The organism is Paenibacillus sp. F411, assembly GCF_017582705.1.
In the GTDB taxonomy this organism is placed as follows: Bacteria; Bacillota; Bacilli; order Paenibacillales; family Paenibacillaceae; genus Paenibacillus_AQ; species Paenibacillus_AQ algicola.
Map to the genome: position 1 here is coordinate 1 of NZ_JAGFIP010000012.1, position 21,541 is coordinate 21,541.

At 43.2% G+C, this 21,541-nt stretch carries 20 protein-coding genes, 1 tRNA gene and 1 pseudogene; 16 read left to right on the top strand and 6 right to left on the bottom strand.

Going from position 1 to position 21,541, the window contains the following annotated elements:
- Positions 1 to 358: 358 nt before the first annotated feature.
- Positions 359 to 508 (top strand): transposase family protein, encoded by a 150-nt coding sequence (locus tag JJQ72_RS20885; RefSeq protein WP_208203948.1) that lies wholly within the window; start codon positions 359 to 361, stop codon positions 506 to 508.
- A gap of 65 nt (positions 509 to 573) precedes the next feature.
- Positions 574 to 1,479: a hypothetical protein gene (locus JJQ72_RS12940; RefSeq protein WP_208203949.1), complete on the top strand. Its 906-nt coding sequence runs from the start codon at positions 574 to 576 to the stop codon at positions 1,477 to 1,479.
- Between the two features lie 241 nt (positions 1,480 to 1,720).
- On the opposite strand, the gene JJQ72_RS12945 is transcribed toward JJQ72_RS12940, so the two are convergent.
- The 3 genes from JJQ72_RS12945 to JJQ72_RS12955 form a co-directional block, all read right to left on the bottom strand.
- Entirely contained in the window at positions 1,721 to 3,208 is a 1,488-nt protein-coding gene (locus tag JJQ72_RS12945; RefSeq protein ID WP_208203950.1) for a sulfatase, read from the bottom strand.
- A 27-nt stretch (positions 3,209 to 3,235) separates the two neighbouring features.
- The gene (locus JJQ72_RS12950; protein WP_208203951.1) at positions 3,236 to 4,393 is read right to left on the bottom strand and encodes a helix-turn-helix domain-containing protein; all 1,158 of its coding nucleotides are present in this window, start codon (positions 4,391 to 4,393) and stop codon (positions 3,236 to 3,238) included.
- A 411-nt stretch (positions 4,394 to 4,804) separates the two neighbouring features.
- Positions 4,805 to 5,548 carry a cache domain-containing protein gene (locus tag JJQ72_RS12955; RefSeq protein WP_208203952.1) on the bottom strand — a complete coding sequence of 248 codons (744 nt, stop codon included), beginning with the start codon at positions 5,546 to 5,548 and terminating at the stop codon, positions 4,805 to 4,807.
- Positions 5,549 to 5,938: 390 nt separating this feature from the next.
- Between JJQ72_RS12955 and JJQ72_RS12960 the strand changes: the two genes are divergently transcribed.
- The 3 genes from JJQ72_RS12960 to JJQ72_RS12970 all read left to right on the top strand — a co-directional run bounded on the left by JJQ72_RS12960 (position 5,939) and on the right by JJQ72_RS12970 (position 9,520).
- Positions 5,939 to 6,862: an ABC transporter permease gene (locus JJQ72_RS12960; RefSeq protein WP_208203953.1), complete on the top strand. Its 924-nt coding sequence runs from the start codon at positions 5,939 to 5,941 to the stop codon at positions 6,860 to 6,862.
- Between the two features lie 22 nt (positions 6,863 to 6,884).
- The gene (locus JJQ72_RS12965; protein ID WP_208203954.1) at positions 6,885 to 7,775 is read left to right on the top strand and encodes a carbohydrate ABC transporter permease; all 891 of its coding nucleotides are present in this window, start codon (positions 6,885 to 6,887) and stop codon (positions 7,773 to 7,775) included.
- Between the two features lie 62 nt (positions 7,776 to 7,837).
- Positions 7,838 to 9,520 (top strand): extracellular solute-binding protein, encoded by a 1,683-nt coding sequence (locus tag JJQ72_RS12970; RefSeq protein WP_208203955.1) that lies wholly within the window; start codon positions 7,838 to 7,840, stop codon positions 9,518 to 9,520.
- Between the two features lie 368 nt (positions 9,521 to 9,888).
- Here the strand turns inward: JJQ72_RS12970 and JJQ72_RS12975 are convergent, their stop codons facing one another.
- Positions 9,889 to 10,323, bottom strand: coding sequence for a hypothetical protein (locus JJQ72_RS12975; protein ID WP_208203956.1), 435 nt, complete (start codon positions 10,321 to 10,323; stop codon positions 9,889 to 9,891).
- Positions 10,324 to 10,494: 171 nt separating this feature from the next.
- On the opposite strand from JJQ72_RS12975, the gene JJQ72_RS12980 reads away from it, so the two are divergent.
- From JJQ72_RS12980 to JJQ72_RS13015, 8 genes are all read left to right on the top strand, one after another.
- Positions 10,495 to 10,704, top strand: coding sequence for a hypothetical protein (locus JJQ72_RS12980; protein WP_138225327.1), 210 nt, complete (start codon positions 10,495 to 10,497; stop codon positions 10,702 to 10,704).
- A 131-nt stretch (positions 10,705 to 10,835) separates the two neighbouring features.
- Positions 10,836 to 11,696, top strand: coding sequence for a manganese catalase (locus tag JJQ72_RS12985; RefSeq protein WP_138225328.1), 861 nt, complete (start codon positions 10,836 to 10,838; stop codon positions 11,694 to 11,696).
- A 241-nt stretch (positions 11,697 to 11,937) separates the two neighbouring features.
- Complete coding sequence (locus JJQ72_RS12990; protein ID WP_138225329.1) at positions 11,938 to 12,774, top strand: YitT family protein; 837 nt, start codon at positions 11,938 to 11,940, stop codon at positions 12,772 to 12,774.
- A gap of 75 nt (positions 12,775 to 12,849) precedes the next feature.
- A tRNA-Leu gene (locus JJQ72_RS12995) sits at positions 12,850 to 12,935 on the top strand.
- Between the two features lie 145 nt (positions 12,936 to 13,080).
- The gene (locus JJQ72_RS13000; RefSeq protein ID WP_208203957.1) at positions 13,081 to 14,025 is read left to right on the top strand and encodes a tyrosine-type recombinase/integrase; all 945 of its coding nucleotides are present in this window, start codon (positions 13,081 to 13,083) and stop codon (positions 14,023 to 14,025) included.
- Complete coding sequence (locus tag JJQ72_RS13005) at positions 14,022 to 14,771, top strand: helix-turn-helix domain-containing protein (protein ID WP_138225331.1); 750 nt, start codon at positions 14,022 to 14,024, stop codon at positions 14,769 to 14,771. The genes JJQ72_RS13000 and JJQ72_RS13005 overlap by 4 nt, the downstream gene beginning before the upstream one ends.
- A gap of 79 nt (positions 14,772 to 14,850) precedes the next feature.
- On the top strand, positions 14,851 to 15,486 hold the full coding sequence (locus JJQ72_RS13010) for a hypothetical protein (protein WP_138225332.1): 636 nt from the start codon (positions 14,851 to 14,853) through the stop codon (positions 15,484 to 15,486).
- Between the two features lie 116 nt (positions 15,487 to 15,602).
- On the top strand, positions 15,603 to 16,106 hold the full coding sequence (locus JJQ72_RS13015; protein WP_138225333.1) for a DUF4352 domain-containing protein: 504 nt from the start codon (positions 15,603 to 15,605) through the stop codon (positions 16,104 to 16,106).
- Between the two features lie 105 nt (positions 16,107 to 16,211).
- Here the strand turns inward: JJQ72_RS13015 and JJQ72_RS13020 are convergent, their stop codons facing one another.
- Positions 16,212 to 17,018 (bottom strand): hypothetical protein, encoded by an 807-nt coding sequence (locus JJQ72_RS13020; RefSeq protein WP_138225341.1) that lies wholly within the window; start codon positions 17,016 to 17,018, stop codon positions 16,212 to 16,214.
- Positions 17,019 to 17,433: 415 nt separating this feature from the next.
- Positions 17,434 to 17,742 carry a hypothetical protein gene (locus tag JJQ72_RS13025; RefSeq protein WP_138225342.1) on the bottom strand — a complete coding sequence of 103 codons (309 nt, stop codon included), beginning with the start codon at positions 17,740 to 17,742 and terminating at the stop codon, positions 17,434 to 17,436.
- A 434-nt stretch (positions 17,743 to 18,176) separates the two neighbouring features.
- On the opposite strand from JJQ72_RS13025, the pseudogene JJQ72_RS13030 reads away from it, so the two are divergent.
- The 3 genes and pseudogenes from JJQ72_RS13030 to JJQ72_RS13040 all read left to right on the top strand — a co-directional run bounded on the left by JJQ72_RS13030 (position 18,177) and on the right by JJQ72_RS13040 (position 21,486).
- Positions 18,177 to 19,263: pseudogene (locus JJQ72_RS13030) on the top strand (transposase).
- 667 nt (positions 19,264 to 19,930) lie between these two features.
- Positions 19,931 to 20,443: a hypothetical protein gene (locus JJQ72_RS13035; protein ID WP_208203958.1), complete on the top strand. Its 513-nt coding sequence runs from the start codon at positions 19,931 to 19,933 to the stop codon at positions 20,441 to 20,443.
- Positions 20,444 to 21,084: 641 nt separating this feature from the next.
- Positions 21,085 to 21,486: an FRG domain-containing protein gene (locus tag JJQ72_RS13040; protein WP_208203959.1), complete on the top strand. Its 402-nt coding sequence runs from the start codon at positions 21,085 to 21,087 to the stop codon at positions 21,484 to 21,486.
- The last annotated feature ends 55 nt before the right edge of the window (positions 21,487 to 21,541 follow it).

Below are 21,541 nucleotides of genomic sequence, written 5' to 3' on the forward strand. Positions count from 1 at the left end.
GGTTCATTAGCCAGGCTACTAATGTCATTGTCAAAACTTTACCAAACTTTGAAGAATGGTTAACAGTATTTTGGAACATCAATGATAATAATGAGATGAGTGTTCCAGTATTCCATGCTTTTTATCCAACATTCGACGAAAGATTCCAAGTATTAAATAATTTATAATAAGATAATCTGAAAGATAACCCCTGCTTGTGTAGTTGATGGAATTGAGTACAGTTTTCATGTCTATCGCTCACTTGAAGGAGAAGAGCACCGCTTACCTCAATACAGAGATGTTTCGAGTTGCAATGGCGCTTGAGAAACCATGGGAACTCACGCACATTGAATAGGATGATCAGGATGAAGCCTGGCATTTGTTTGTCGATTTCGAGAAAGGCGCTGAGTTCGCTTGTCCCAACTGCGGGGCATCAAGCAAGGTTCATGATACTGGCCAGAGACATTGGCGGCATCTTGATTTCTGGAATTGGAAAACCTATAATGCCTGTAAATGCTGCCGCCCGTGAGCTTCGAGAGCATGATACCCGCATGAGGCGGATCTTTCGTTACGATTGAAAGGAGGTTAATAATTTTGAATCTTTTCGCTGTAACGAGTGCTATAGTATATTCTACTGAGGACAAGCACAAAGTAGAAAAAGTTATAAAGGATCATGGAGCAACTGTAACGGAATTTTTGGATCTTACTGTTGGAGATAGTCATCATTATTCTTATCTAATTACAATGACGTATGACAGTCATACAATTGGGGGATTTATTAAGGATCTAAATGGAGTTGTTCCCTATATCACTAATGACTCTTTTGGCTTTTCTATCGTTTATGAAGAAGAAGAATTCAAAAGGTCCCCTCTCTTCAACATCCGGTCTATTGGAAATAAAGCAGACTTATATCTCCAAAAACCTAAAATTAAACTTGAAAAATTCTGTGATTTATGCAATCGCAAGAAGTACATGGAAGATCAGAATATAACTATAGATGTAAACAAGTTGATGAAAAATCCTATAATGTTTGTTAATCATTTTTTTGTCGTATCAGAGAATTTAGCAAATTTATTGCGCGAGTCTGATCTAACAGGCTATAACCTAATTCAAGTTTTACATAAAGGCAGAAAAGAGGCGAAAATACGGGGTTATCAAATAATGCCTACGAACGTTCTGCCTAAACAGTGCATTCCAGATGATTTTTTATCAGATCCTTATATCTTGAACCAAGATAGACGTTGCACGGAATGCAAACTTGGTGGCCATCGTTTTCCGCCATATTACTATAACCCTAATGATATTAAGGAAGTATTGGATTTTAATTTTACTTATGAAAACAAAAGCTCAGATTATGTATATAGAAATACTTTGGTAAGTAGACGTGTTATAGATTTTTTTGTGAATGAAAATTATCTAATTAATGTAGTTAGAAATACAAATACATGGGGAGAAAAGGATTGGGTGCTTGAACCTATCTTGTTTAATGCGGATTGTTAAATAGTTACTGACTGTAGGCGCCGCTGCTTTATTGTGGATTTTCATTTCAGAAGGGCGTATCAGTCTCCGCCTGCCCAAAAAAAAGACACGCGATCCAAGCAGTAGAATACATGTAAGAAGTGCGTCTGGAGTGAATGATTGGGAACGAACTATAAGAGGAGGCGATAAGAAAATAGTTTTTATACAGGCAATCCACACTCACTCGTTAAGTGGACGTGGATTGCCTTTTGCGCTCAACTGGTCAGGTGTTAGAAACTGGATGCTGTCGCTCCAATCCGAGTCGCTTCCATTGCTCCTCTGGTGCACTATATTCGTGCAACGCAAGGGACAGTCGCTTCATCCATTTTTCTTCTTCGTCTTTATCATGAATAGGCGATCGTTGCCCGTAGTCCCGCTGGATGTGGAATAATTGCGATACCTCTATAAGTTCATGTTTGGTGCCATGCATAGGAATCTTATATACAGGATGGTCGGTATAAGTAAGAAATCTTCCTACCTCAAACTGGCTTGCACGCTCCGTCGCTAGGAAGCTCCATAAAGTGGTCGGAATACCGCAATAGCTGAAGCAAGGAGAATTGCCGATTACTGGTGCGCGAAAGTATGTATAGACTCCATCTGTGATGTTGACGGCTTTACCGTGATAGCCGTATATTGCATAATCACGCACAGACTCTTCTTGATCACCGCCTATTAATATCGGATGTATGGATCGTCCATGCAGGCGTTCCGGCAGTGGAATGCCATACAAATCCAATATCGTAGGCATCAGATCAACGGTCTGAGTTAGGGTAGACACATGCTCTTGTGCTCGCTCCCCGCCAGGCAGCCTTATGAAAAGAGGCAGGTGGGCGATCTCATTATATACATGAGGCTCGTTCTTGCCAATAAAGTTATGCTCGCCTAGCAGATGTCCATGATCTGTCGTTAGAATAATCGTGGTATCCTTGTCCATATCCAGTTGATCGATTGTATCAAGAAGCTTGCCTAACCACTTGTCGTTCATTGATAATGTAGCCGCATATCGCTTGCGCAGGTGAGTGATAGCAGCATATGGTACATCTACAGGCTTATATCCCGACCAGTTGTAATGTGGACCCGTATACTCATCCTCGTTCTCGTATAGATCAAGGAATTCTTTTGTGCAGTCGAATGGCTCATGAGGATCAAACGCTTCAACCATCAGGAAGAAGCTTTGAGCTTCACGGTTAGATTCCAGCCACTCACAAGCAGAAGCGAAGGTACGTGGACTAGGGTAGTCTGCATCTGAATGGAATCGGCTGCAATTCAGCTCATATTGAGCGGATATTTTCCCATAATGGCTTTCGGGCAGTGCAGGCTGATCTACTCGCGAAACCCAAGGATCATACTCTTGGCCCCGAATGAAATCCCAAGTATTAAACTGCTGACAATAATTTTCTCCCCCAAGTTCGAAGTAATGGTAATGATCCGTAACGAGATGAGTGAATATACCATAGGCTCTAAGCCTCTTCTGAAAGGTTATGTCAAAAGGTTCAATGGGCCCCCAGCCTCGTTCCAAAAAGTTAAAGCATCCCGTGAACAAATCCCTTCTCGCAGGCATACATGGAAGGGATCCGGCCCAGTGATTGTCGAATGAGATGGATTGATCTGCTAGCCGATCGATATTAGGGGTTTTTACCCAAGAATGTGGGTTGTAAGACTTGAGCATATGACGGTTCAGACTGTCCATTAAAATAAAAATAGTTCGCATAATACATCTCCTTTTGGTTAGTTGTCATCAAGGCTGATTGCGATACGTCGTTGGACTAACGCCGAATCTTCTCTTGAATGCGCGGTAGAAAGTATTGTTCTGATCATACCCAATAAGGGAAGAAATCTCGTGGATCGTAAGTGATGTCGATTTCATCAGCTCAAGCGCTTGATCCATTCGAATGCGCTCAACATAATTGGTGAAATTCTCGCCGGTATGAGTTTTGAAAAACTGAGAGAGATATTTTTCTGTAAGATCAAACTCTGAGGCTACTCGATAAAGACCTAGGTCGAAATCGGCATAATGCTTCTGGATGAACGCAACAATCTGATCGATAAGCTTATGATGCTGGCTTGTTTTCTTTTGATTTACTATCTCACAGAGAAAGGTAAATATGGTCTCCCATACTTGGAATTGTCCCTCTGTGTTTTCCTGTTGATCCATCAGTAACCAATATTCATCAAGAGTGCCCTGATGGGGGTGCCCTGCTTCCAATATCTCTTGACTGAGTTTCATGACCGTGCCGCGTATCTCATAATACAGCTGTGTTCGCTCAGATACAGAGAGTTTGCGCCGTTCAAGATTCTGCGTGGAGCATTCGCGTAGCTCTCTAAGCATTGCAGGTGCATTGCCATTCTTGACACAATGGATGAGCCGGGACTCATGATCAAGCGGATAATAATAGCCAAGCGTATATGGAGGCAGATGGTGATGCCAGACTAAGTATTGTCCCTTCTGGACGGCTCCATATTGCAGTGCTTGGCCTGCTTCCTCAAAGGCGCGGGCGATCCCCATCAAGCTAGTTGTGACACCTCCGATCCCGAATAATACGCGCGCATCGTATTCCTCTAATAAGTTATCAGCCGTCGCGCTTAGCAACACCTTTGTAGCAGACTCAATCTGATGCTCCACTTCTTCATCCAATACGTATACAATTGCAATCTTATCCTCTGATATCCAATGAACCTGAATCTGATTGTGCGATGATCCCTGCAAACCTGATGTCGCGACTAGCTTCACAATGTCCAGATCTTTTAAGCCTTCTACTGTATAGTCGTCAAAATAACCCTTGACCTGCATCTGAATCACCACATAGCGGTTGCCCTTCATAGTTATTTTGGCGTGGCTAAGCGCTCGGTCAATCTCCATTGCATTGGCGAAGCCGCCTCGTAATAGTCTTTCCATGAAGCTTGCTCGAATGAAGGGCTGCTCACGCTCTAGCTGCTGTCTCAGGTGGTCGTTATAATCAATGAGCTGAGATACCGTGCCTTCGAGAAAATTGAATCCTCTAGAAGTCCTTTTGTCTTGCTCGGTATGAGCGTTACTCAGTCGTTCTATCACCTTTCTCAGTGGAGCGCTGTTCCGATATGCCATATAGAGGGCGATGATGCCTCCAGTCAGTAGCATGAGCGAGAAGGCGACATAAAATGTTTTTTTTATGGAAGCGGTCTGCTTCTCGAAGTGGGCTAGCGGAATGGCAGCGACGTACGTCCATCCGCGATATTCCGATTGTGTGCGGATAACGACGAAGCGTTCTCCGTCTATCTCAAGTTCTTTCAGGTTGTTATCGTCAAGTTGGTTGATGATGTCTTTCTGTTAAGAATTGTAGTTGTAGGATGCAAGAATATCATTATTCTGATCGAACGCAAGAAACAGCCCGTTTTGCATCATGCTCATGTTGCGAAAATACTGGGTGAACGCTTCCTCTTTGATGTGAATAACTATTGCGCCTTGATCGGAATTAAATCTACCTGTGGGATACGAATGGACGTAAGTGATGTATGCTTCCTTGATATGTTCCTTTGTCACAAGACGGGAGGGCCACACATCCATGTAATGGTATTCGTCCATCACTTGTTGCTTCCAGCTTGCGTAGGTTAAGTCTTCGTAATTCATAAAGTGTGCTGTAAACTCTGGTAGGTGGTCTGCTACATACTTGCTGGAAATGATGACACTTATGTCATCCATTAATAAGTACATCTCATCGATAAAGGTGTTGGTTAATGAATAAGACTTTAGTTTCTGTTGAATCAGCCTAAATTGATAATAATCACTGTTCACAATTGGCTGATCATTTCTTTGAAATAACGTTGCAACTTCCTTGTCGAGCATCATCTGAGTGACCATGTTGTCAACCTCGGCAAAACGGGCCTGTACTAATTGAATACCATTATTTAACGAGAGGAGACCGCTCTTAACAGAGTCTTTGGTGTAAATGTTTAGCAGCTGGTGATAATAAATGGCTCCAATAATTACCGTTACGGATAGCACCAAAAAATACGAGATGACAAACCGAATAAAGATTGTGTGCGATTTGATCATTCTTTTGAAGCCGACCATTTATACTCACCCCTTTAAAGAAAGCGCTTACGTATGATCATACTTGGATAGCGATAAGTAGTATAGTAACAAATTTTCCTGAACCGTGCATTATTCCGCTAGGTGCTGCAGCTATATATGTCTGATACTAGTGCAAGCGTCGTAATAAGGAATAAATGCGGATTTTTGAAACTTGTCACTTTTCAGAATGAGCTTGACGCAGGTACGATGAACGCAAATGACATAAATGACAGGAGGAGGGATGTCTTAACATCAAAGACATTGATGAAAACGCTTTAAAGCCAGCGAAGACGTATGAAGAACAGATCTGAAACAGATGGGGGGTGGAGGGGATTTCGGATGAACGAAGCTTGGTACGTTGAATGAAATTGGACACAGACGTCAGGAGGGATGTCTTTGAAATCGAAGGCAATAATAAAAACGCTTAAAAACGATTATCAACTGTACCTCATTATTTTGTTGCCTGTTATTTGGTTGATCATGTTCCGGTATATACCCATGTATGGCATTCAGATCGCATTTAAGAAGTTTATGTGGTCAGAAGGTATATGGGGCAGTCCCTGGGTTGGATTTGCAAACTTTGAACGATTCTTCGATTCATATTTATTTTGGAGATTAATTTGGAATACTTTAGGTATCAGCTTTTATGAGCTGGCTGTCGGCTTTCCAATTCCCATCCTTTTGGCATTAGCGTTAAATGCGACGTTGCGCGAAAAGTTTAAGAAGGTTGTTCAATTTGTCATTTATATGCCGCATTTCATATCCACTGTGGTCATGGTCGGCATCATCCTGCAATTCCTTAATCCGAAAACCGGGCTGATCAATGCAGCTATGCAGCCTTTCGGGCTAGAGGAGCTGGATTTCATCGGTGTACCCGAGTATTTCAAATCAATTTTCGTGTGGTCGGGAATATGGCAGAATGCTGGTTGGGGAACGATTATTTATTTGGCCACTCTCGCGAGCGTAGATCAATCCTTGCATGAGGCAGCCACAATCGATGGAGCCAGCCGGTTCCAACGAATTTTGCATATTGATATACCATGTATCCTTCCTACAATGGTAATTCTTTTAATTCTTCAGGCAGGTCAAATCATGAACGTCGGATTCGAAAAGGTGCTTTTGATGCAAAATCCATTAAATCTTGCTTCGTCCGAGGTCATTTCAACCTATGTTTATAAAATAGGCCTTGCTTCCTCGGCTGCGGATTTCTCCTTCTCCACCACTATTGGCCTGTTTAATTCACTTGTGAGCTTTATCTTATTATTGACAGTCAATCAAGCGGCCAAACGCATGAATCAAACCAGCCTATGGTAGAGCTTGAAGGAAGGGTGATGAAATGAAGCAAATTCGAATGTCTCGAGGGGATCGTTTCTTCTTTGCGGCCATCGATGTTTTTCTGTTAGTAGCATTATTGGTTGTTTTGTATCCCATCATTTATATTATCAGCTCCTCGATCAGCTCAACCACAGCAGTCATATCGGGAAAGGTATGGCTTTGGCCGGTTGATTTCTCATTAGAGGGATATAAGGCAATCTTCAAAAACAATCAAATTATGACGGGATACGGCAATACGATTTTCTATACAGCAGCGGGTACAATCATTAATGTTGGCATGACTATTCTGGCAGCGTATCCGTTGTCAAGGAAAGAGTTTCGGGGACGCAATCTCATGATGCTGTTGTTTGTGTTCACCATGCTGTTCCAAGCAGGGCTTATTCCAACTTATCTTACGGTCAAAGATTATGGTCTTATTGATACTCGCTGGGCGATGCTTCTGCCAAGTGCAATCAGTGTATTCAACATCATTATCGCAAGAACCTATTATCAGTCAACGATTTCCGATGAATTGTATGAAGCGGCTCAGCTAGATGGGTGCAATCATCTACGCTTTATGTATCACATTGTGTTGCCGCTTTCCAAAGCGATTACTGCGGTGCTTGTATTGTTTTATGCAGTGCACCATTGGAACTCCTTCTTTGATGCATTAATTTATCTGAGCGACCGTAATCTCTTTCCGCTGCAAATTATATTACGTGACATCCTGGTGAGCAATTCAATAGACCCTAGCATGATCACGGATCCAGAACTGATGGCACAGAGAGAGGGCTTGGCTGACCTGCTAAAGTATTCCCTCATTATCGTAGCGAGTTTACCGGTGTGGATTGCGTATCCGTTTGTACAAAAGTATTTCGTGAAGGGCGTGATGATTGGTTCGGTAAAAGGGTAGTATCGATGATTGGTCAGTAAAACGGCAATAAAAAAAGATATATAAGGGAGGAAAGCGGAATTATGAAAAAAGGCTACCGCGTGTTACTTGCCCTTCTTCTTGTATTTAGTGTAATGTTGGCAGCGTGTTCAAAGACAGGTGAAGAGACTCAACCGCAACCAACGGATAAGGGAAGAGAGCAGAACGACTCAACAAAAGCAGAATCCGCGAAAGTGTCAGCTAAAGGTGAATTTCCAATCGTACCACAAAAGGCGACGCTGAATGTCATGATTCAACAAGATTCAGCTGTTCTTGATTATATCAATAACGAATTCACTAAATTTCTTGAGGAGAAGACCAATGTGCAGATCAATTGGACACTGGTTCCTCATACGGATTGGAATACAAGACTCAACCTGCTATTCGCCAGTGGTTCTGACTTGCCGGATATTATTATGGGCGGCGTGAATAATGATTTAGTATCAAAGTATGGTCCTCAAGGTGTCTTTCAACCGTTGAATGAGCTCATCAATAAGCATTCCGTTGAGTTTGTGCAGGTTATTGATAAGGTTGAAGGCGCAAAAAAAATGATTACAGCTCCGGATGGAAATATCTATGGCTTGCCCAAAATAGTGGAGTGTTATAACTGTACCATGGCTAGGAAGATGTGGGTTAACCAGGTCTTCCTCGATAACCTTGGATTAGCTGTGCCTACTACGACGGACGAGTTTTATAATATGCTGAAGATGTTCAAGGAACAGGACCCGAATAAGAATGGAAAGGCTGACGAAATTCCGCTCATCGGCTCTGTTACGGGCTGGAATCAAAACGTTGACATGTTTATAATGAGCGCATTTGTGCTAAATCCTGGAGGTAATCGATTCATTTTGAAGGAAGACACTATCACCTCTGCCTACACAACCTCGGAATGGCGAGAGGGCCTTAGCTATATGAAGAATCTGGCCGATGAGAAACTGCTCGATCCCGTCAGCTTTACGCAGAAGCAAGAGCAGGTCAAACAATTGGTGGAAGGTGGGGAGGTGCCCATTGTAGGAGCCATACCTTCCGGAGGGCCCCATGTATTCGCCAACGTGAATGGGGAACGATTTAAGGATTTTGTCGCCATTCCGCCTCTAAAGGGACCGTCCGGTGTGCAGCAAAGTATTTGGGACCCTTATGGTTATGTACAGGCTTCTCACATGATGATTCTAACGAATGCATGTCAAGACGAATGTGCAGACATTGCCGTGAAATGGGCTGATCAATTTTACAATGAAGAAGTAACGGCTCGCAGCAGGTTGGGGGTTCCAGAGGTCGACTGGGAGAAAGCGCCAGATGGCAGCATTGGAGTAAATGGAAAACCGGCTGCATACAAGGCGATTCTGCAGTGGGGCTCTGATCAAAAATCGCATTGGAACTTCACCAATCCAGGGTACTGGCCACGAGAATGGACGGAAGGGACGGTATACGACCCTAGTAATCCATGGGAATTACAATATTTGCTGACGAAAGCGACAATAGATCATTATGAGCCATTCAAACAACGCGTGGTTCCGCCGCTTTCCTTAGAAACTTCAGAGGCAGAGGAATTTGCTCAGCTTGGTTCGATTATTAATCCGTATGTGGAGGAGAGCATAGCTCGATTCATTCTTGGTGGGTTAGACCTGGAAAAGGATTGGGACGGTTATCTGAAAGAGCTTGATAAAATGGGAATAACGAGGTACCTGGAGATTGCTCAGAGTGCTTACGATAGACAATGGAAATAATAAATTTTTTGAGAGCTTCAAGCCTGTCAGAGCAGCGATTATTTCGCTCCTGGCAGGTCTTTTTATGAAATTACGATCTTGTTTAATCCGGATTGTTAACAGTTATTGACCGTAGGCGCCGCTGCTTATCTCCTCATCTTTTTCCAATATCTAATAAATAGGATAGCAAGAAGCAAGATACTGGCTAGACCTAGCTCAATTCCACTAAATTCTTTCTTTATAAAATATCTTGACACAAAAATTCCTCCGAAAAGTACAGTGCCTCCAATACACAAATGCAATAAATGTTCGATCTTCTTCAAGCAGCTACACCTCATTTCGAAAAAGATTTGATTCCTATGAAGGATGACATTCAGCGTGAACATATTTTATGCAAAAAGAAACTGGGCGCTTAGCAGCATACACAGGAGCCCAAATATCACAACGCCTTTAGCAATGATTCGGATAAACCAACGATGCAAATCGTCGTTTTCTGTATCCAATCCGAGCATTTGCAGCCAGCCCCATTCCGGATTTCTGGCCGCATAAATGCCAAATATTACTGTAATCAAGCCCAATATGAAACTATAGATAAATAGCCCGAGACTGGAAGCATCGAAAAAAGAAAGCGCTCCTGACAGTGACATCACAATGCCTAAAAAAATGGTGAGCAGAGCACCGATTCGTTCTTTTAGCAATTCTTCTTTGCTTCGAACTACTTCCTCCGGAATTTGGGAGAACCAGCGAAGAAGATCAGCATCAGGATGGCGAAATATTTGAATTCCAACATACAACAGTGTTAATCCCAGAACCATGGAAAACATCTCAATCACCTCGTAAAAAGGACTACGTAGGCGCGTTGATAAAGTTCCATATATTTCCTTAGTGCACCGTCACATCGATATTTAGCCATTGATTAAAGAACTAGTGTTCGGGTATAATAAGTATATAACACAAACAAGTGTTCTCTTTTATTGGATGAGGAGGGGCTGTTCATGAATAATATACGCAAGTACATTGGAGATATTGTTGAAATTATTTATATAGACCGGCTGGGAGCGATCACGCAGCGGGAGATCGAAGTGCTTGGCGTTAGGGGCCATCTGGTACGGGCAGATTGCTTGAAGTCAGGTGCTCCAAGGGTGTTTCGAACAGAGAACATTTTGGCTATGCGTCGTAAGAAAGGCACGAACCGCGCTTCTTGAATGTAAGGCTTGGACCTTGTTTCGGGTACAAGGAGTTGATGGTTTTGGATTGTTATTTTGCAGTAAAGGTATCATACCGACGACATTCGCCACATACAGTCAGGTATAACTCTACAAAGAGGTGACGATCCTTGTTCTTTCATATTAAAGAGCTGCAATATCATGCTAAGCCAGACTGCCCGGATCCGGTATTTGCGAGAAGGCTGCAGGAGGTATTGGGAGGTCAATTTGGAGAAATCACGGTGGCGATGCAGTATTTATTTCAGGGCTGGAACGTGCGTGGGGACGGCAAGTATAAGGATTTGCTGATGGATACCGCGACGGAAGAGCTGGCTCATGTTGAGATGCTTGCTACCATGATCGCCCGGCTGCTGGAGAATGCACCCATGGAAACGCTGGAGCAGGCGATGGGAGATCCGGTAGTGGCTGCCATTATCGGGGGAAGTAATCCACAGCATGCCATCGTTACGGGTCTGGGTGCGGCGCCGTCTGACAGCAACGGTTACCCCTGGAATGGTAAATACATTGCCGCGAGCGGGAATTTGTTAGCTGATTTCCGCATGAATCTAACGGCCGAGTCCCAGGGGCGTCTTCAGGTATCCCGATTGTACCAGATGACGAATGACCGTGGCGTGCGTGATATGCTGTCTTGGCTTCTGGCGAGAGACACCATGCATCAGAATCAGTGGATTGCTGCAATTCGGGAGCTGGAGGAGAAGGAAGGGGTAATTGTTCCGTCTACCTTCCCGAAGGAATGCGAGATTCAAGCGGTGTCCCATGTGCTGTATAACTTCTCCCGGGGAGACGCCAGCGCCTGCGGGCCATGGGCTCAGGGTACGGCACCGGATGGAGGAACATTTCAATACGTTGCACATCCGGAGCCGCTTGCGCCTGCACCACAGCTTCCACCAGCACCGCCATATGTTTTTGATACGCCTCCTCACGTGTTGAGGGATCAGAATCCGGGACCCCATCAGCCGCCAATGGCTTAGACATTTCGTGCCTGGCCATACATAGAGATCCTGATGGTTTATACTTTAGAGCATATACCATAGATGCTGCGGATATCGCAGTGTCTTTTTGTTGTTTACAAACTGGAGCACGATTACTATAATGGAGATTGTTAAAAGAGCTAAAGACTGCAGCGATGCACTTTGAGCGATTAAAGGGATGCTTATTCCTTTAATCGCTTTTTTTATGGTGATTTATCGCCAGGTGGAGGAATGAAAGAGGATGAAAAAAAGACTATACGATATGCTGATGCTGATCATCGGCGGATTTTTGTTCGCGCTGGCTGTGAATGTATTCGTCATCCCGAATGATTTTGGGGAGGGCGGAGTGACCGGGATCTCGATTATCCTTTACTATTTGCTGGGCTGGTCACCTGCGGTGGTTAGCATCGTGTTGAATGGGATCTTGCTGCTGGTCGGTTACAAGCTGCTGGATAAAACAACTACCGTGTACACGATCATTGCGGTGGGCTTTAATGCGCTGTTTCTCCATTTGACGGAGCATTGGCGGATAGCTTCGAGTGAGCCGGTTATTAACGCTATTTTTGCGGGCCTGCTGGCAGGTGTCGGGATCGGGCTGATCATCCGGGTAGGCGGTACGACGGCCGGCACGACGATTTTGGCGCGGCTGGCGACGAAGTATTGGGATTGGAATGTGAGCTATGCGTTGCTGTTTTTTGACCTGATTGTGGCGGCAATTTCAGTATTTGTTATTGGTGTGGAGAAGGTGATGTTCACCGTGGTCCTTTTGTACATCGGAACGAAAGCTATGGAATTTATTATTGAGGGCTTGAATCCGAAAAAAGCGGTCACAATTATATCCAGCCATCATGACCGGATTGCCGTTCGGGTGATGGAATTGCTGGATCGGGGAGTGACCGTACTGAGGGGATATGGCTATTATACAGGCCAGCCCAAGGATGTGCTGTATATCGTCATCAGCAAGCAGGAAATCGCCATGCTGAAAAAAATTGTCCGCGCCGAGGACAAGAATGCCTTCGTCAGTATTCATGACGTGCGGGATGTGTTCGGGGAAGGCTTTATTGATATTTCTAAATAGCTGCCAATCATTTGTCGTTGACAATGAGCTGCCAAGCATGTTATTATCGTTCTTGTCGCCAAGACGATATATCATGCCGGGGTGGCGGAATTGGCAGACGCACAGGACTTAAAATCCTGCGGTAGGTGACTACCGTACGGGTTCGACCCCCGTCCTCGGCATTACGCGGAAAAATGCGCTCACATCAACGGAAAATTGGGCGGAATAGCGGTGAGGTCCTTCGTATCTGTAACGGAACATTCCGCAGGTACGCAGGACTCGCGCAAGGTACTCGAAGACGTCTCCGAATAAGGAGGCGTTTTTGTTTTGTCCAGATTACGGATTATAGAACCGGAAGAATCCGCCTGTCCGCATTGGCGCGAGGTCCTATCGGAGTTCCAGCGCCATAAGCAGTTAGACGGAATCAGCGAACAGACGGCGCACGATTACGATCGAACCGTCAATTTACTATTCAAGCGGTATCCTAACGCCTGGGATTCGATGGAGGCGCTTAAGGAAGCTGTATTTACGCATATGTCCGATGATATTAAGCCGGCCACGTTTAACAGCCGTTTAACCTATCTTCGCACATTCTTTAAATACTGCGTAGGACAAGGGTATATCTCCGCAAATCCACTCGCCAATCTAAAGAAACGCAAGATAGAGAATCGGGCGGTAGCAGTCGAAACAGACGTTTTAAAGTCGCTGCTGGACGCGCCAGACCAGAAGACATTCGCAGGCTTGCGAGATTACACGTTAATCCTTTTGACGCTGGACACCGGCATACGTCCGTCTGAGGCGCTGTCCTTGCTGCCGCAAGATTTCAACTATTCCGCGCAAGAAATTTACGTGCCGTCAAAGGTAGCGAAAAGTAGAATCGCGCGTACTTTACCTATTTGCGATATCACAATTAAATCTATTCGCAAACTTATATCCGTCAGAGCGGAAGAGTGGTCGGATGATGTTCCGATATTCTGCACGTATGAAGGGCGGAAATTAAATCGCCACACCTGGGGCGACCGCTTGGAGTTATACGGTAAACAGATCGGAAAGCATATCCGTCCGTATGATCTGCGCCATGTATTTGCGCTTGAGTTCTTACGAAACGGCGCGAATGCCTTTGCGACACAGCGAGCGCTCGGCCATGCGACTATGGAAATGACAAGGCGGTATATTGCGCTAGTCAATGACGATCTCAAAGCGCAGCATTCAAAGGCGAGTCCGGTACAGAAGCTGACCGCTAAAACTAAGCGGAGAGGTGCGATAACATGACGAAGCCATCAGGCGGCATCGTCCGCGTCCAGAAGCGTGATAGCGGCTACGCAATCATAGATCCGTGGTTCTTATCGGACGAGCGTTTAACGTGGAAGTCGAAAGGGTTACTTGCGTATCTGTTGTCTAAGCCGTCAAACTGGCAGGTATATGTTACGGATCTCGTTAAACGGTCGAAAGACGGAAGGGACGCCGTGTATTCCGCACTTAAGCAGCTTGAAGAATGCGGATATGTCGAGCGTAGTCAGAAACGTAATGAAGATACGAAGAAGATTGAAGGGATGGAAACAATCGTATATGAGCGGCCGATCATTGATGAGCCAGGTCCTGACTTTCCTCTTACGGATTTTCCCGACATGGCTAAGCCGGACGCGGATAATTCGACACAAGTAATTAATGATTTAAATATTAATGACTCTAAGAAAAAAATGAATAAGAGCGCCACTGCCGATATTCTTAAATCGCTATCGAAAGCATTACGAAAACTGCCGCTGAACGATACCGCGACTCTATACGACCAATACTTTGCCGATATATACGCGATGCTGACGCGTAGGTTTAGCGGTCAATTAGAGCCGGAGGCTATAGGATTAGCCGCGGATCGTTATTTCCAGAAGGCCGTTGATCTGCGGACAGGGTTGCCGAAGGAAAGCGTATATTCGCCGGTGGGCGTCTTCTACGATTGCTATGCGGAGGCAGTGGCGGAGTGGACCGCGGAACAGTTCAAGCGGAAATGCTCCGGATAAAGAAAAATAAAGTGCTTGGTAAATTGTACCTTTGCATAGTAAAATATAACCATATTTTTGTTTATGAAGGGTGGTTATTATGTTGGATAATGTTGAGGTAGAATCGCTAAGTCAACAACAGCAGGTTATGCAGCCAAAGAACGATAAGCGAGTGTTACCGCTAGTCTCGTTAGTCTTGGTTATAGTATCTATTATAGGGTTGGTCGTGGTTTGGTATGGTGTATCAGCCAAGATTGAAACCTTAAACGAAGATTTGGCTGCATTAACTAAACAGAATGAAACATATAAGGCTGAAAATACGAGCTTAAAAAAAGACCAGGAGAGCATGAGAGAGGCTTTTGAATTAATTAGAAACGTGGTCTTAATGAATACTATATCTCACTCTATTGAAGGTGCAGTAGTGACAGATGATTTTATAGTTGAGAAAGTATATTTCAATGTAGGAGAAAACGGAAATCTAAATAACGTAGTAATTGACGTTGATAACCAACCGGATATGGCATATGTTTACGAAGGTAAAGGCGCATATGAATTAACTGATCGTGAGGTTAGAGCGAAATCTGATGCCATAATAGACGCGGTTATTGAGAGATATGCCAGCACTGAAAACTTACCACTTTGGGACGATAACACTTACGTTAGTGTCACAGTTAAGAACTATGAGATTGGAACAAAGCAAAGCGGAGAATTTAAACTTATTGGAGAAAATAAATAGGCAGATCTAAGCGCCCGGCTCGTAGTGGTCGGGCGCTCAATCTATATACTAATTGGATAATGTAACTTCGCTGGTGTGCGCTTTTTCTTTTTATACTAACGCGATGGAGGCGTATTATGGACGAGAATAATGACGTTAAATTTACGAAGAAGGATTTCGCAGTCCTCGGATATATTCTGCTTGGTATCGCGATCGTTACGGTAATTATGACGTGGATTAGTAATAACAATACGGATCGGACGAGCGTCCCGCCGGCATTGCCGAAAACGTACGCGCTTAACGAAACGCTTATCGACGGCGCATTCTCATATAAGGTAACAGGCGCAGAACGCGACGGGCAACTTGTAACGGTGAATGTGCGCGCGGTAAACGAGTCCGACGAAGCTAAGACGTTATATACCGGCACAATGAAGCTACGCGACGACAGCGGTCGCACATATGATTACGATACGGATTACCTGGCGGAAGGTACGCTCAATCCCGGAATCGAAGCGGAAGGGCGCATAACGTTTAAGGTGCCGGAGGATGCGAGCGGACTGCAGGCGCTGGTGAATACGGATGTGCTTGGCGCGATGTACGGTGATGGCGCAGGCTATACGAAAGTAAATATCGGATTGTAAACATAGCTAGGGGTGGGCCTGGCTCTATACGTATTCAGTACACTATAACGAATATTACCCTTGAATTAGCGCTTCTAACTCGTCCAAAGGGGCATTATTAAAGTATCACTTACGTTCCGCATATATCATGAGAAGCTCCGAAGAGAATGGATCAGGCTTTGAAGTTAAAAATATTCTTTTAAAATATTTGGCTAGCTTTTTCAGTAATACACTGGCCGCAACTTCATCCTCATTCCAACCATAGCAATAAAACATGAAATAATCGGATAGGTTCAATTGTTGCTCAATATAATCAATGAACATTATTTCTTTCTGATTCAAAATAATCGATTCTATATCGTCGAGGAAAGGCTCATATTGAAAGACAGCACTCCCCATGATTTCCATTTCCCCTACTTTCATTTCGTTTGTAAATGCTACAATAAATGGATTCAACAGAGATTTCTCATATAATTTTTTATATAGATCATAGATTTTTATTTTTGTATCTATATCGGATAGCATCGCAGCAATAATCATCATATTTTTTTTGTAAACCACATTCAAGGAATCAAAGACAGTAAGCAAACTAGATAATAACTCATTACTTACCTTGCTTCCCTCATTAGGATAACGAAGCTCATAAACTAATTTCTCCTTTTTATGCGCTTCTTTATTCTTAACTCCACTGTAATAGACATAAAATTGATATAATGATAATTGAATGTTTATGTTTTCAACGATAACATCTGCTATTACCTTTGGGTCGAATACTGATTCCGTGAACTCTATATCACCATCAACAATTGTTCGGGTTACTATTTTATTGTCTCTGACAGAATGCACTTCCTGTTTAATCGTATCTTGATGCAAAGAAGCAACATCATATTGATCGTTAGATGCCTGCCTATCGATTTTAGAAAGAATCTTCATTTTAATAAAACTCCCTTAAATAGGATTTATCAAACCAGGTCAACGAATGGCCGAATAAAAATGGGCGTGCAGTCTTGTGCGCTGCACGCCAATAATACACTTTTGTTCACGCGTCATGATCTCATTACTTTAAGTAGTAACAAAATGGGTTATAAGTACCTTTCGTTATCGAAGAAAATATCTGCGTCAGACCATCCACCTAATAAAGAAACAGTCGCATAACCCTCCCACAATACCAGATCAGTATCAAAATCTATACGTATATCTGATTCTTCTGTAACATACACCACCTTATTTGGTGGGAAAGGAACGTAATTAATATCTTCTCGTACGCCTTCAACATTTGTCGCAAAAGCTGCATAGCCCCTGACCCTGTTGATTAAGGTAGCTATGTCACCACCTTCAACCCATACTTCTAAGTGTACGGAAACATGGCCGGTTGCACCATTAACTTTGTAAAACCCGTATGTTGACTTGCTCCAGGTGTCGTACTTGGTCTAGTAACCTCAACTTCGATTACCTCAGCAGTTTCATTGAGCTTCTCGATTACTCGATTGGCTTCTTCTTCACTTAGCTCTGAAATTGGGGTGGTAGATCGCCCTTCTGTGATTGCTGTCTGTAAGTGTTTTTCCTCAGGTGAAACATCGGCTGAAACGACTCCCATAGCCGAAAAAACTAGAGCAAATGCCAACAAGAACGAAAGTAATCTTTTCGCATTAAACATCAAGATACATCCTCTCATTTCATAATTTTTCGTGAAAATTTGGTCTGCGAAAGTCTCACCTTCCCTAGTTAATTGTGTTCTCCTTTCTTTAAGGATGGATATTCATATTAATAAACAATTCCAAACACAAAGGTTACGTTTTTTTAAAAAACTATTTTTTAATAAACTAGGCAGCCCATCTGCAGACCCAAGCCAGACTAGTCGCCCTGCCTGTCCTACTTGGAGCCGTTGCTACTACCGTTCGTTCGCTGCAATAGAGCTCCTTATCGGTTTTTTAAAACCACTTGGAATTTATTTAATTGAGCATTTTGCATTAATCTGAGCCCTTGATAAACAAGGAGTTTCAAACATAAAAAAAGGACTTCACCCCAACTTGGAGAAGTTTTCAAGTGACCAAACCAGAAAACGAGCCAAGGAAGTGAAGTCACTTGTAATTGTATATTCTCCAAGAAAGTCTATTTTCCTTTGAAGATCTGTTAAAAATGCATTCAAAAGATCGATTGCCTATATTTTTTAGAACTTTGGATCTTCGTCCGTACGCTAAAGAGCTGATAAGTCGTTCACCCCGAGGGGCTAATGGGCATTGTAGAGAAGGCATTTTGCGTGCACTTCTCGCTGCTCCTCTCGAGCACATTCAGACATTTACCGATTTGCATCATCGATTGGATACCGATCTTCGATTTCGTTGTCAATGTGGACTTCCGCTTGATCGCGAAGCTCAGTCTATCGCTACATTAAGCCGAGTTTTTGCCGAACTGACGAAGAAGATCTGGCTAAGCAGCTGTCTGAAGACTTGGTCAAACGTTGTAGGCAAGACGGCATCATCGACGGAAGTCACGTTGCGATCGATAGCGCCGCTATCCATGCTTACGAAAAAAAACAGCCTAAGAAGAAAAGCGAGCTTCCATTAGCTCTCGAAGTCACGCCCGCACATGTGAACGACGGGGAAATGGCTCCCGGTCTGATCGAGAAATTCGCTGTCGATAAACGCACGAAATTCTTCATCCTTGATGCGTGGTACGACCAAATGAAGGTCTATGAAGCCGCCCGAAACGTGAAGGCGCAAGCCATTATTCCTCTCAATCCCCGAGGCGAGAAAGAGCCTCCTGTCGGGATGACAACCAACGGAACACCTCGGTGTTCGATGGGATTTGCGATGACGTATTGGGGCGCCGATGGCGATTATTTGAAGTTCCGATGCCCTCACGCCACCGGCAAGGTGGATTGTCCCCTGGGTATGACCGCCTGCTCATCTTCTAACTACGGCATGGTAGTTAAAGTAGATGCAAAGGATGACCTCCGGTGATATTGCAGCCCGCATCGGGATACAAAGCGCTGGAAGGAACGAACGCACCAGCGTAGAGCGATGTAACTCCAGAATGAAAACCTATCTTACGTACGGCAGACGAGATGCATGTCTGGAGGATTCAGAAAGTGACGACTCACCAGTATCTAAACGCGATTGTACTGCTTGTCTCTGCACTTTCTGCAGCTTGTAAAAAGAACCAAACAGCAGCTTAAAAATGAGCAAAGTCAAAAATTCTGCAGGTCTGCCCTTTTTTAGAATCGGAGTGCTCTAACAAAGTTGAGCGCTATTAGATCATACTGTCTTGAGGTCAAAAAAGGAATTATGCAAAATGCTCAATTAAAATAAGCGCTTCATATCGATTCACTAGACTTATTTCACTATTGCTCCATGAGCAAGTGCCTTTTTGCCGTACAAGGCCTTCACTATTGTCTCTATCTTAGTTCTGCTATCATAATAGTCACCATTTATGAAACCTGAAGCTTCAGAAATTTGATTGGAGATTGATTGGGTTATAAAAGCATTTTTCTGTTGTAGAAGTAAGGATTCAAGGCTACTCAATTCGGATATTTTGTACAGTATGATATTTATGTGCAAATTTAAGTTTAGCTAATTATACATGGTACAAAAGGATTGGGATTGTTTTTTTAATAATGTACACGTTGATTTATAGAGATACTTTAAGTTCGAATATATAGCGCGAATCCGAGAACGGTGCTTGCGCGGTTGCGAGTAACATCGGATCAATAAACATATAAACACCTCTACACCGATTATAGCGGGCAAAGGAGTGGACGTAAGGTGGTAAGTTATGTACTTATTTATAAAATATAACTGAGGTAGTGGAATAATGATATTAGATCGAAAGAAGGTGGACTGAACATGCTACCTAATAGAGAATTTGTATTAAGGATGTTGGCTGATAGTTATTTTTATTTTCTAAAATCCTTACCATTTGAGAATGAATCCTATATGAAGGGAATGAGAGAGGCAAGAACTAAATTTGTTGCTAATTTGCACATTACCTTATTGCAAGAATATATGCCAAAGTCTCGGAAAGATCGCCGTTACACCACAGACTTTGTAAGCCCAAGAGCCTTGATATTGTTAAAATCGGGCAGCTTAAAGGGATTGTCATACGAACATATAGTACCGAAAACCAGGTTTATAAAGGATCAATGTGAAATAGTCGCTCAAAATGGCTTATTACAAAGCAGTGATTTTATATATGAAATTCTCGATAAGTATCTTTGGACAGCAACCGTACATAGCGAAGAAGAAAAAGGTTTAATACGAACAAAGATGCCACCCGGTTGGGACGGCAAAAATATACTTGCTCGATATGACGGGATTGTAAATTTAGAGGAGCACGATAAGTCTTATTTATTTAACTGATTTTATAATATTCATTGATGAGATCCAAATAATGTTTACATAGGTATTTTATGTATTGAGATGAACATCTTAGTAATAATAAAATATGAGAGAAGTTCATATTATGGAAGGAGGTTGATTTAGTATGCCGAACGATAATCATCCGAATGACCCTAATGGCAATTATGATTACAATTCACGACCAGATCCCGAAGAATATTTCAAACAAGACGGTAATCTTGACCGATAAGACAAGGATTATGACAAATGGGAAAATGATCAGCAAAAATAAATAACCACAAAAGTCGCTCTCTAGCTAATGAGTGACTTTTTTCATAGAAGTCATAATTTCGCGTTCTCCCTTGTTGGCATAATAGGATACGGATTATAGAATGACACGGCTGATTTACCGGAGCTGTTTCAATTATGAATAAGCGATGCGTTTCAGGATGGTTTAGTATCGTGTACGCAAGGGGCGGATTGTTACCGTTAAGGCTTAAGTTAAAAATAACGAAAGCAAGCTAAATGCTACAAAAACGGAACGATGTAGTTACACGAACAGCGGACGTAGGGAGGATAGCGTTAAAGGCTTGGGGTAAGCAGTTTTTCCACGCGAGAGGTACGCCTAAATAAGCGGTTCGAAGCGAGGGGTAAAGGGTTAAATGGCTTATTCAAGTGAATGGATGGATATTTTGAATCAAGTAGATGACTTTTGTAACGATAACCATGTCGTCTGGTTTAGAGGGCATTCTGATGCTACTTACAAATTGAATTCAGGATTGTTTAGAAGTGATATCCCTAGGGATTTGGATGAGTACTTGCTGTATGAGAGGTTTAGATACCTACACGTTAGGAGACATGGGCATCTCGACCATAAACTCTTGGATTGGGAATTGTTGTTTGTTATGCAACATCACGGCGTTGAAACAAGGCTGCTTGATTGGTCAGAGTCGTTTGCTACTGCACTTTTTTTTGCTTTCCGTGGTTGGAGCCAAGAAAGTGACGCTGAAATATGGTTATTGTCTCCAAATAAGTTGAATTCAATGAACGGTCAACCTATTTAGCCCCCAAATGAACTTGGACAATACACCCCTTATTCCGATACACTGAAATCAGTCG

Bases quoted from the DNA above. Each gene is read 5' to 3' on its own strand.
- JJQ72_RS12945 (WP_208203950.1), bottom strand. From the start codon at position 3,208: ATGCGAACTATTTTTATTTTAATGGACAGTCTGAACCGTCATATGCTC.
- JJQ72_RS12950 (WP_208203951.1), bottom strand. From the start codon at position 4,393: ATGGAAAGACTATTACGAGGCGGCTTCGCCAATGCAATGGAGATTGAC.
- JJQ72_RS12955 (WP_208203952.1), bottom strand. From the start codon at position 5,548: ATGGTCGGCTTCAAAAGAATGATCAAATCGCACACAATCTTTATTCGG.
- JJQ72_RS12960 (WP_208203953.1), top strand. From the start codon at position 5,939: ATGTCTTTGAAATCGAAGGCAATAATAAAAACGCTTAAAAACGATTAT.
- JJQ72_RS12965 (WP_208203954.1), top strand. From the start codon at position 6,885: ATGAAGCAAATTCGAATGTCTCGAGGGGATCGTTTCTTCTTTGCGGCC.
- JJQ72_RS12970 (WP_208203955.1), top strand. From the start codon at position 7,838: ATGAAAAAAGGCTACCGCGTGTTACTTGCCCTTCTTCTTGTATTTAGT.
- JJQ72_RS12975 (WP_208203956.1), bottom strand. From the start codon at position 10,323: ATGTTTTCCATGGTTCTGGGATTAACACTGTTGTATGTTGGAATTCAA.
- JJQ72_RS12980 (WP_138225327.1), top strand. From the start codon at position 10,495: ATGAATAATATACGCAAGTACATTGGAGATATTGTTGAAATTATTTAT.
- JJQ72_RS12990 (WP_138225329.1), top strand. From the start codon at position 11,938: ATGAAAAAAAGACTATACGATATGCTGATGCTGATCATCGGCGGATTT.
- JJQ72_RS13005 (WP_138225331.1), top strand. From the start codon at position 14,022: ATGACGAAGCCATCAGGCGGCATCGTCCGCGTCCAGAAGCGTGATAGC.
- JJQ72_RS13010 (WP_138225332.1), top strand. From the start codon at position 14,851: ATGTTGGATAATGTTGAGGTAGAATCGCTAAGTCAACAACAGCAGGTT.
- JJQ72_RS13015 (WP_138225333.1), top strand. From the start codon at position 15,603: ATGGACGAGAATAATGACGTTAAATTTACGAAGAAGGATTTCGCAGTC.
- JJQ72_RS13020 (WP_138225341.1), bottom strand. From the start codon at position 17,018: ATGAAGATTCTTTCTAAAATCGATAGGCAGGCATCTAACGATCAATAT.
- JJQ72_RS13025 (WP_138225342.1), bottom strand. From the start codon at position 17,742: ATGTTTAATGCGAAAAGATTACTTTCGTTCTTGTTGGCATTTGCTCTA.
- JJQ72_RS13035 (WP_208203958.1), top strand. From the start codon at position 19,931: ATGCTACCTAATAGAGAATTTGTATTAAGGATGTTGGCTGATAGTTAT.
- JJQ72_RS13040 (WP_208203959.1), top strand. From the start codon at position 21,085: ATGGCTTATTCAAGTGAATGGATGGATATTTTGAATCAAGTAGATGAC.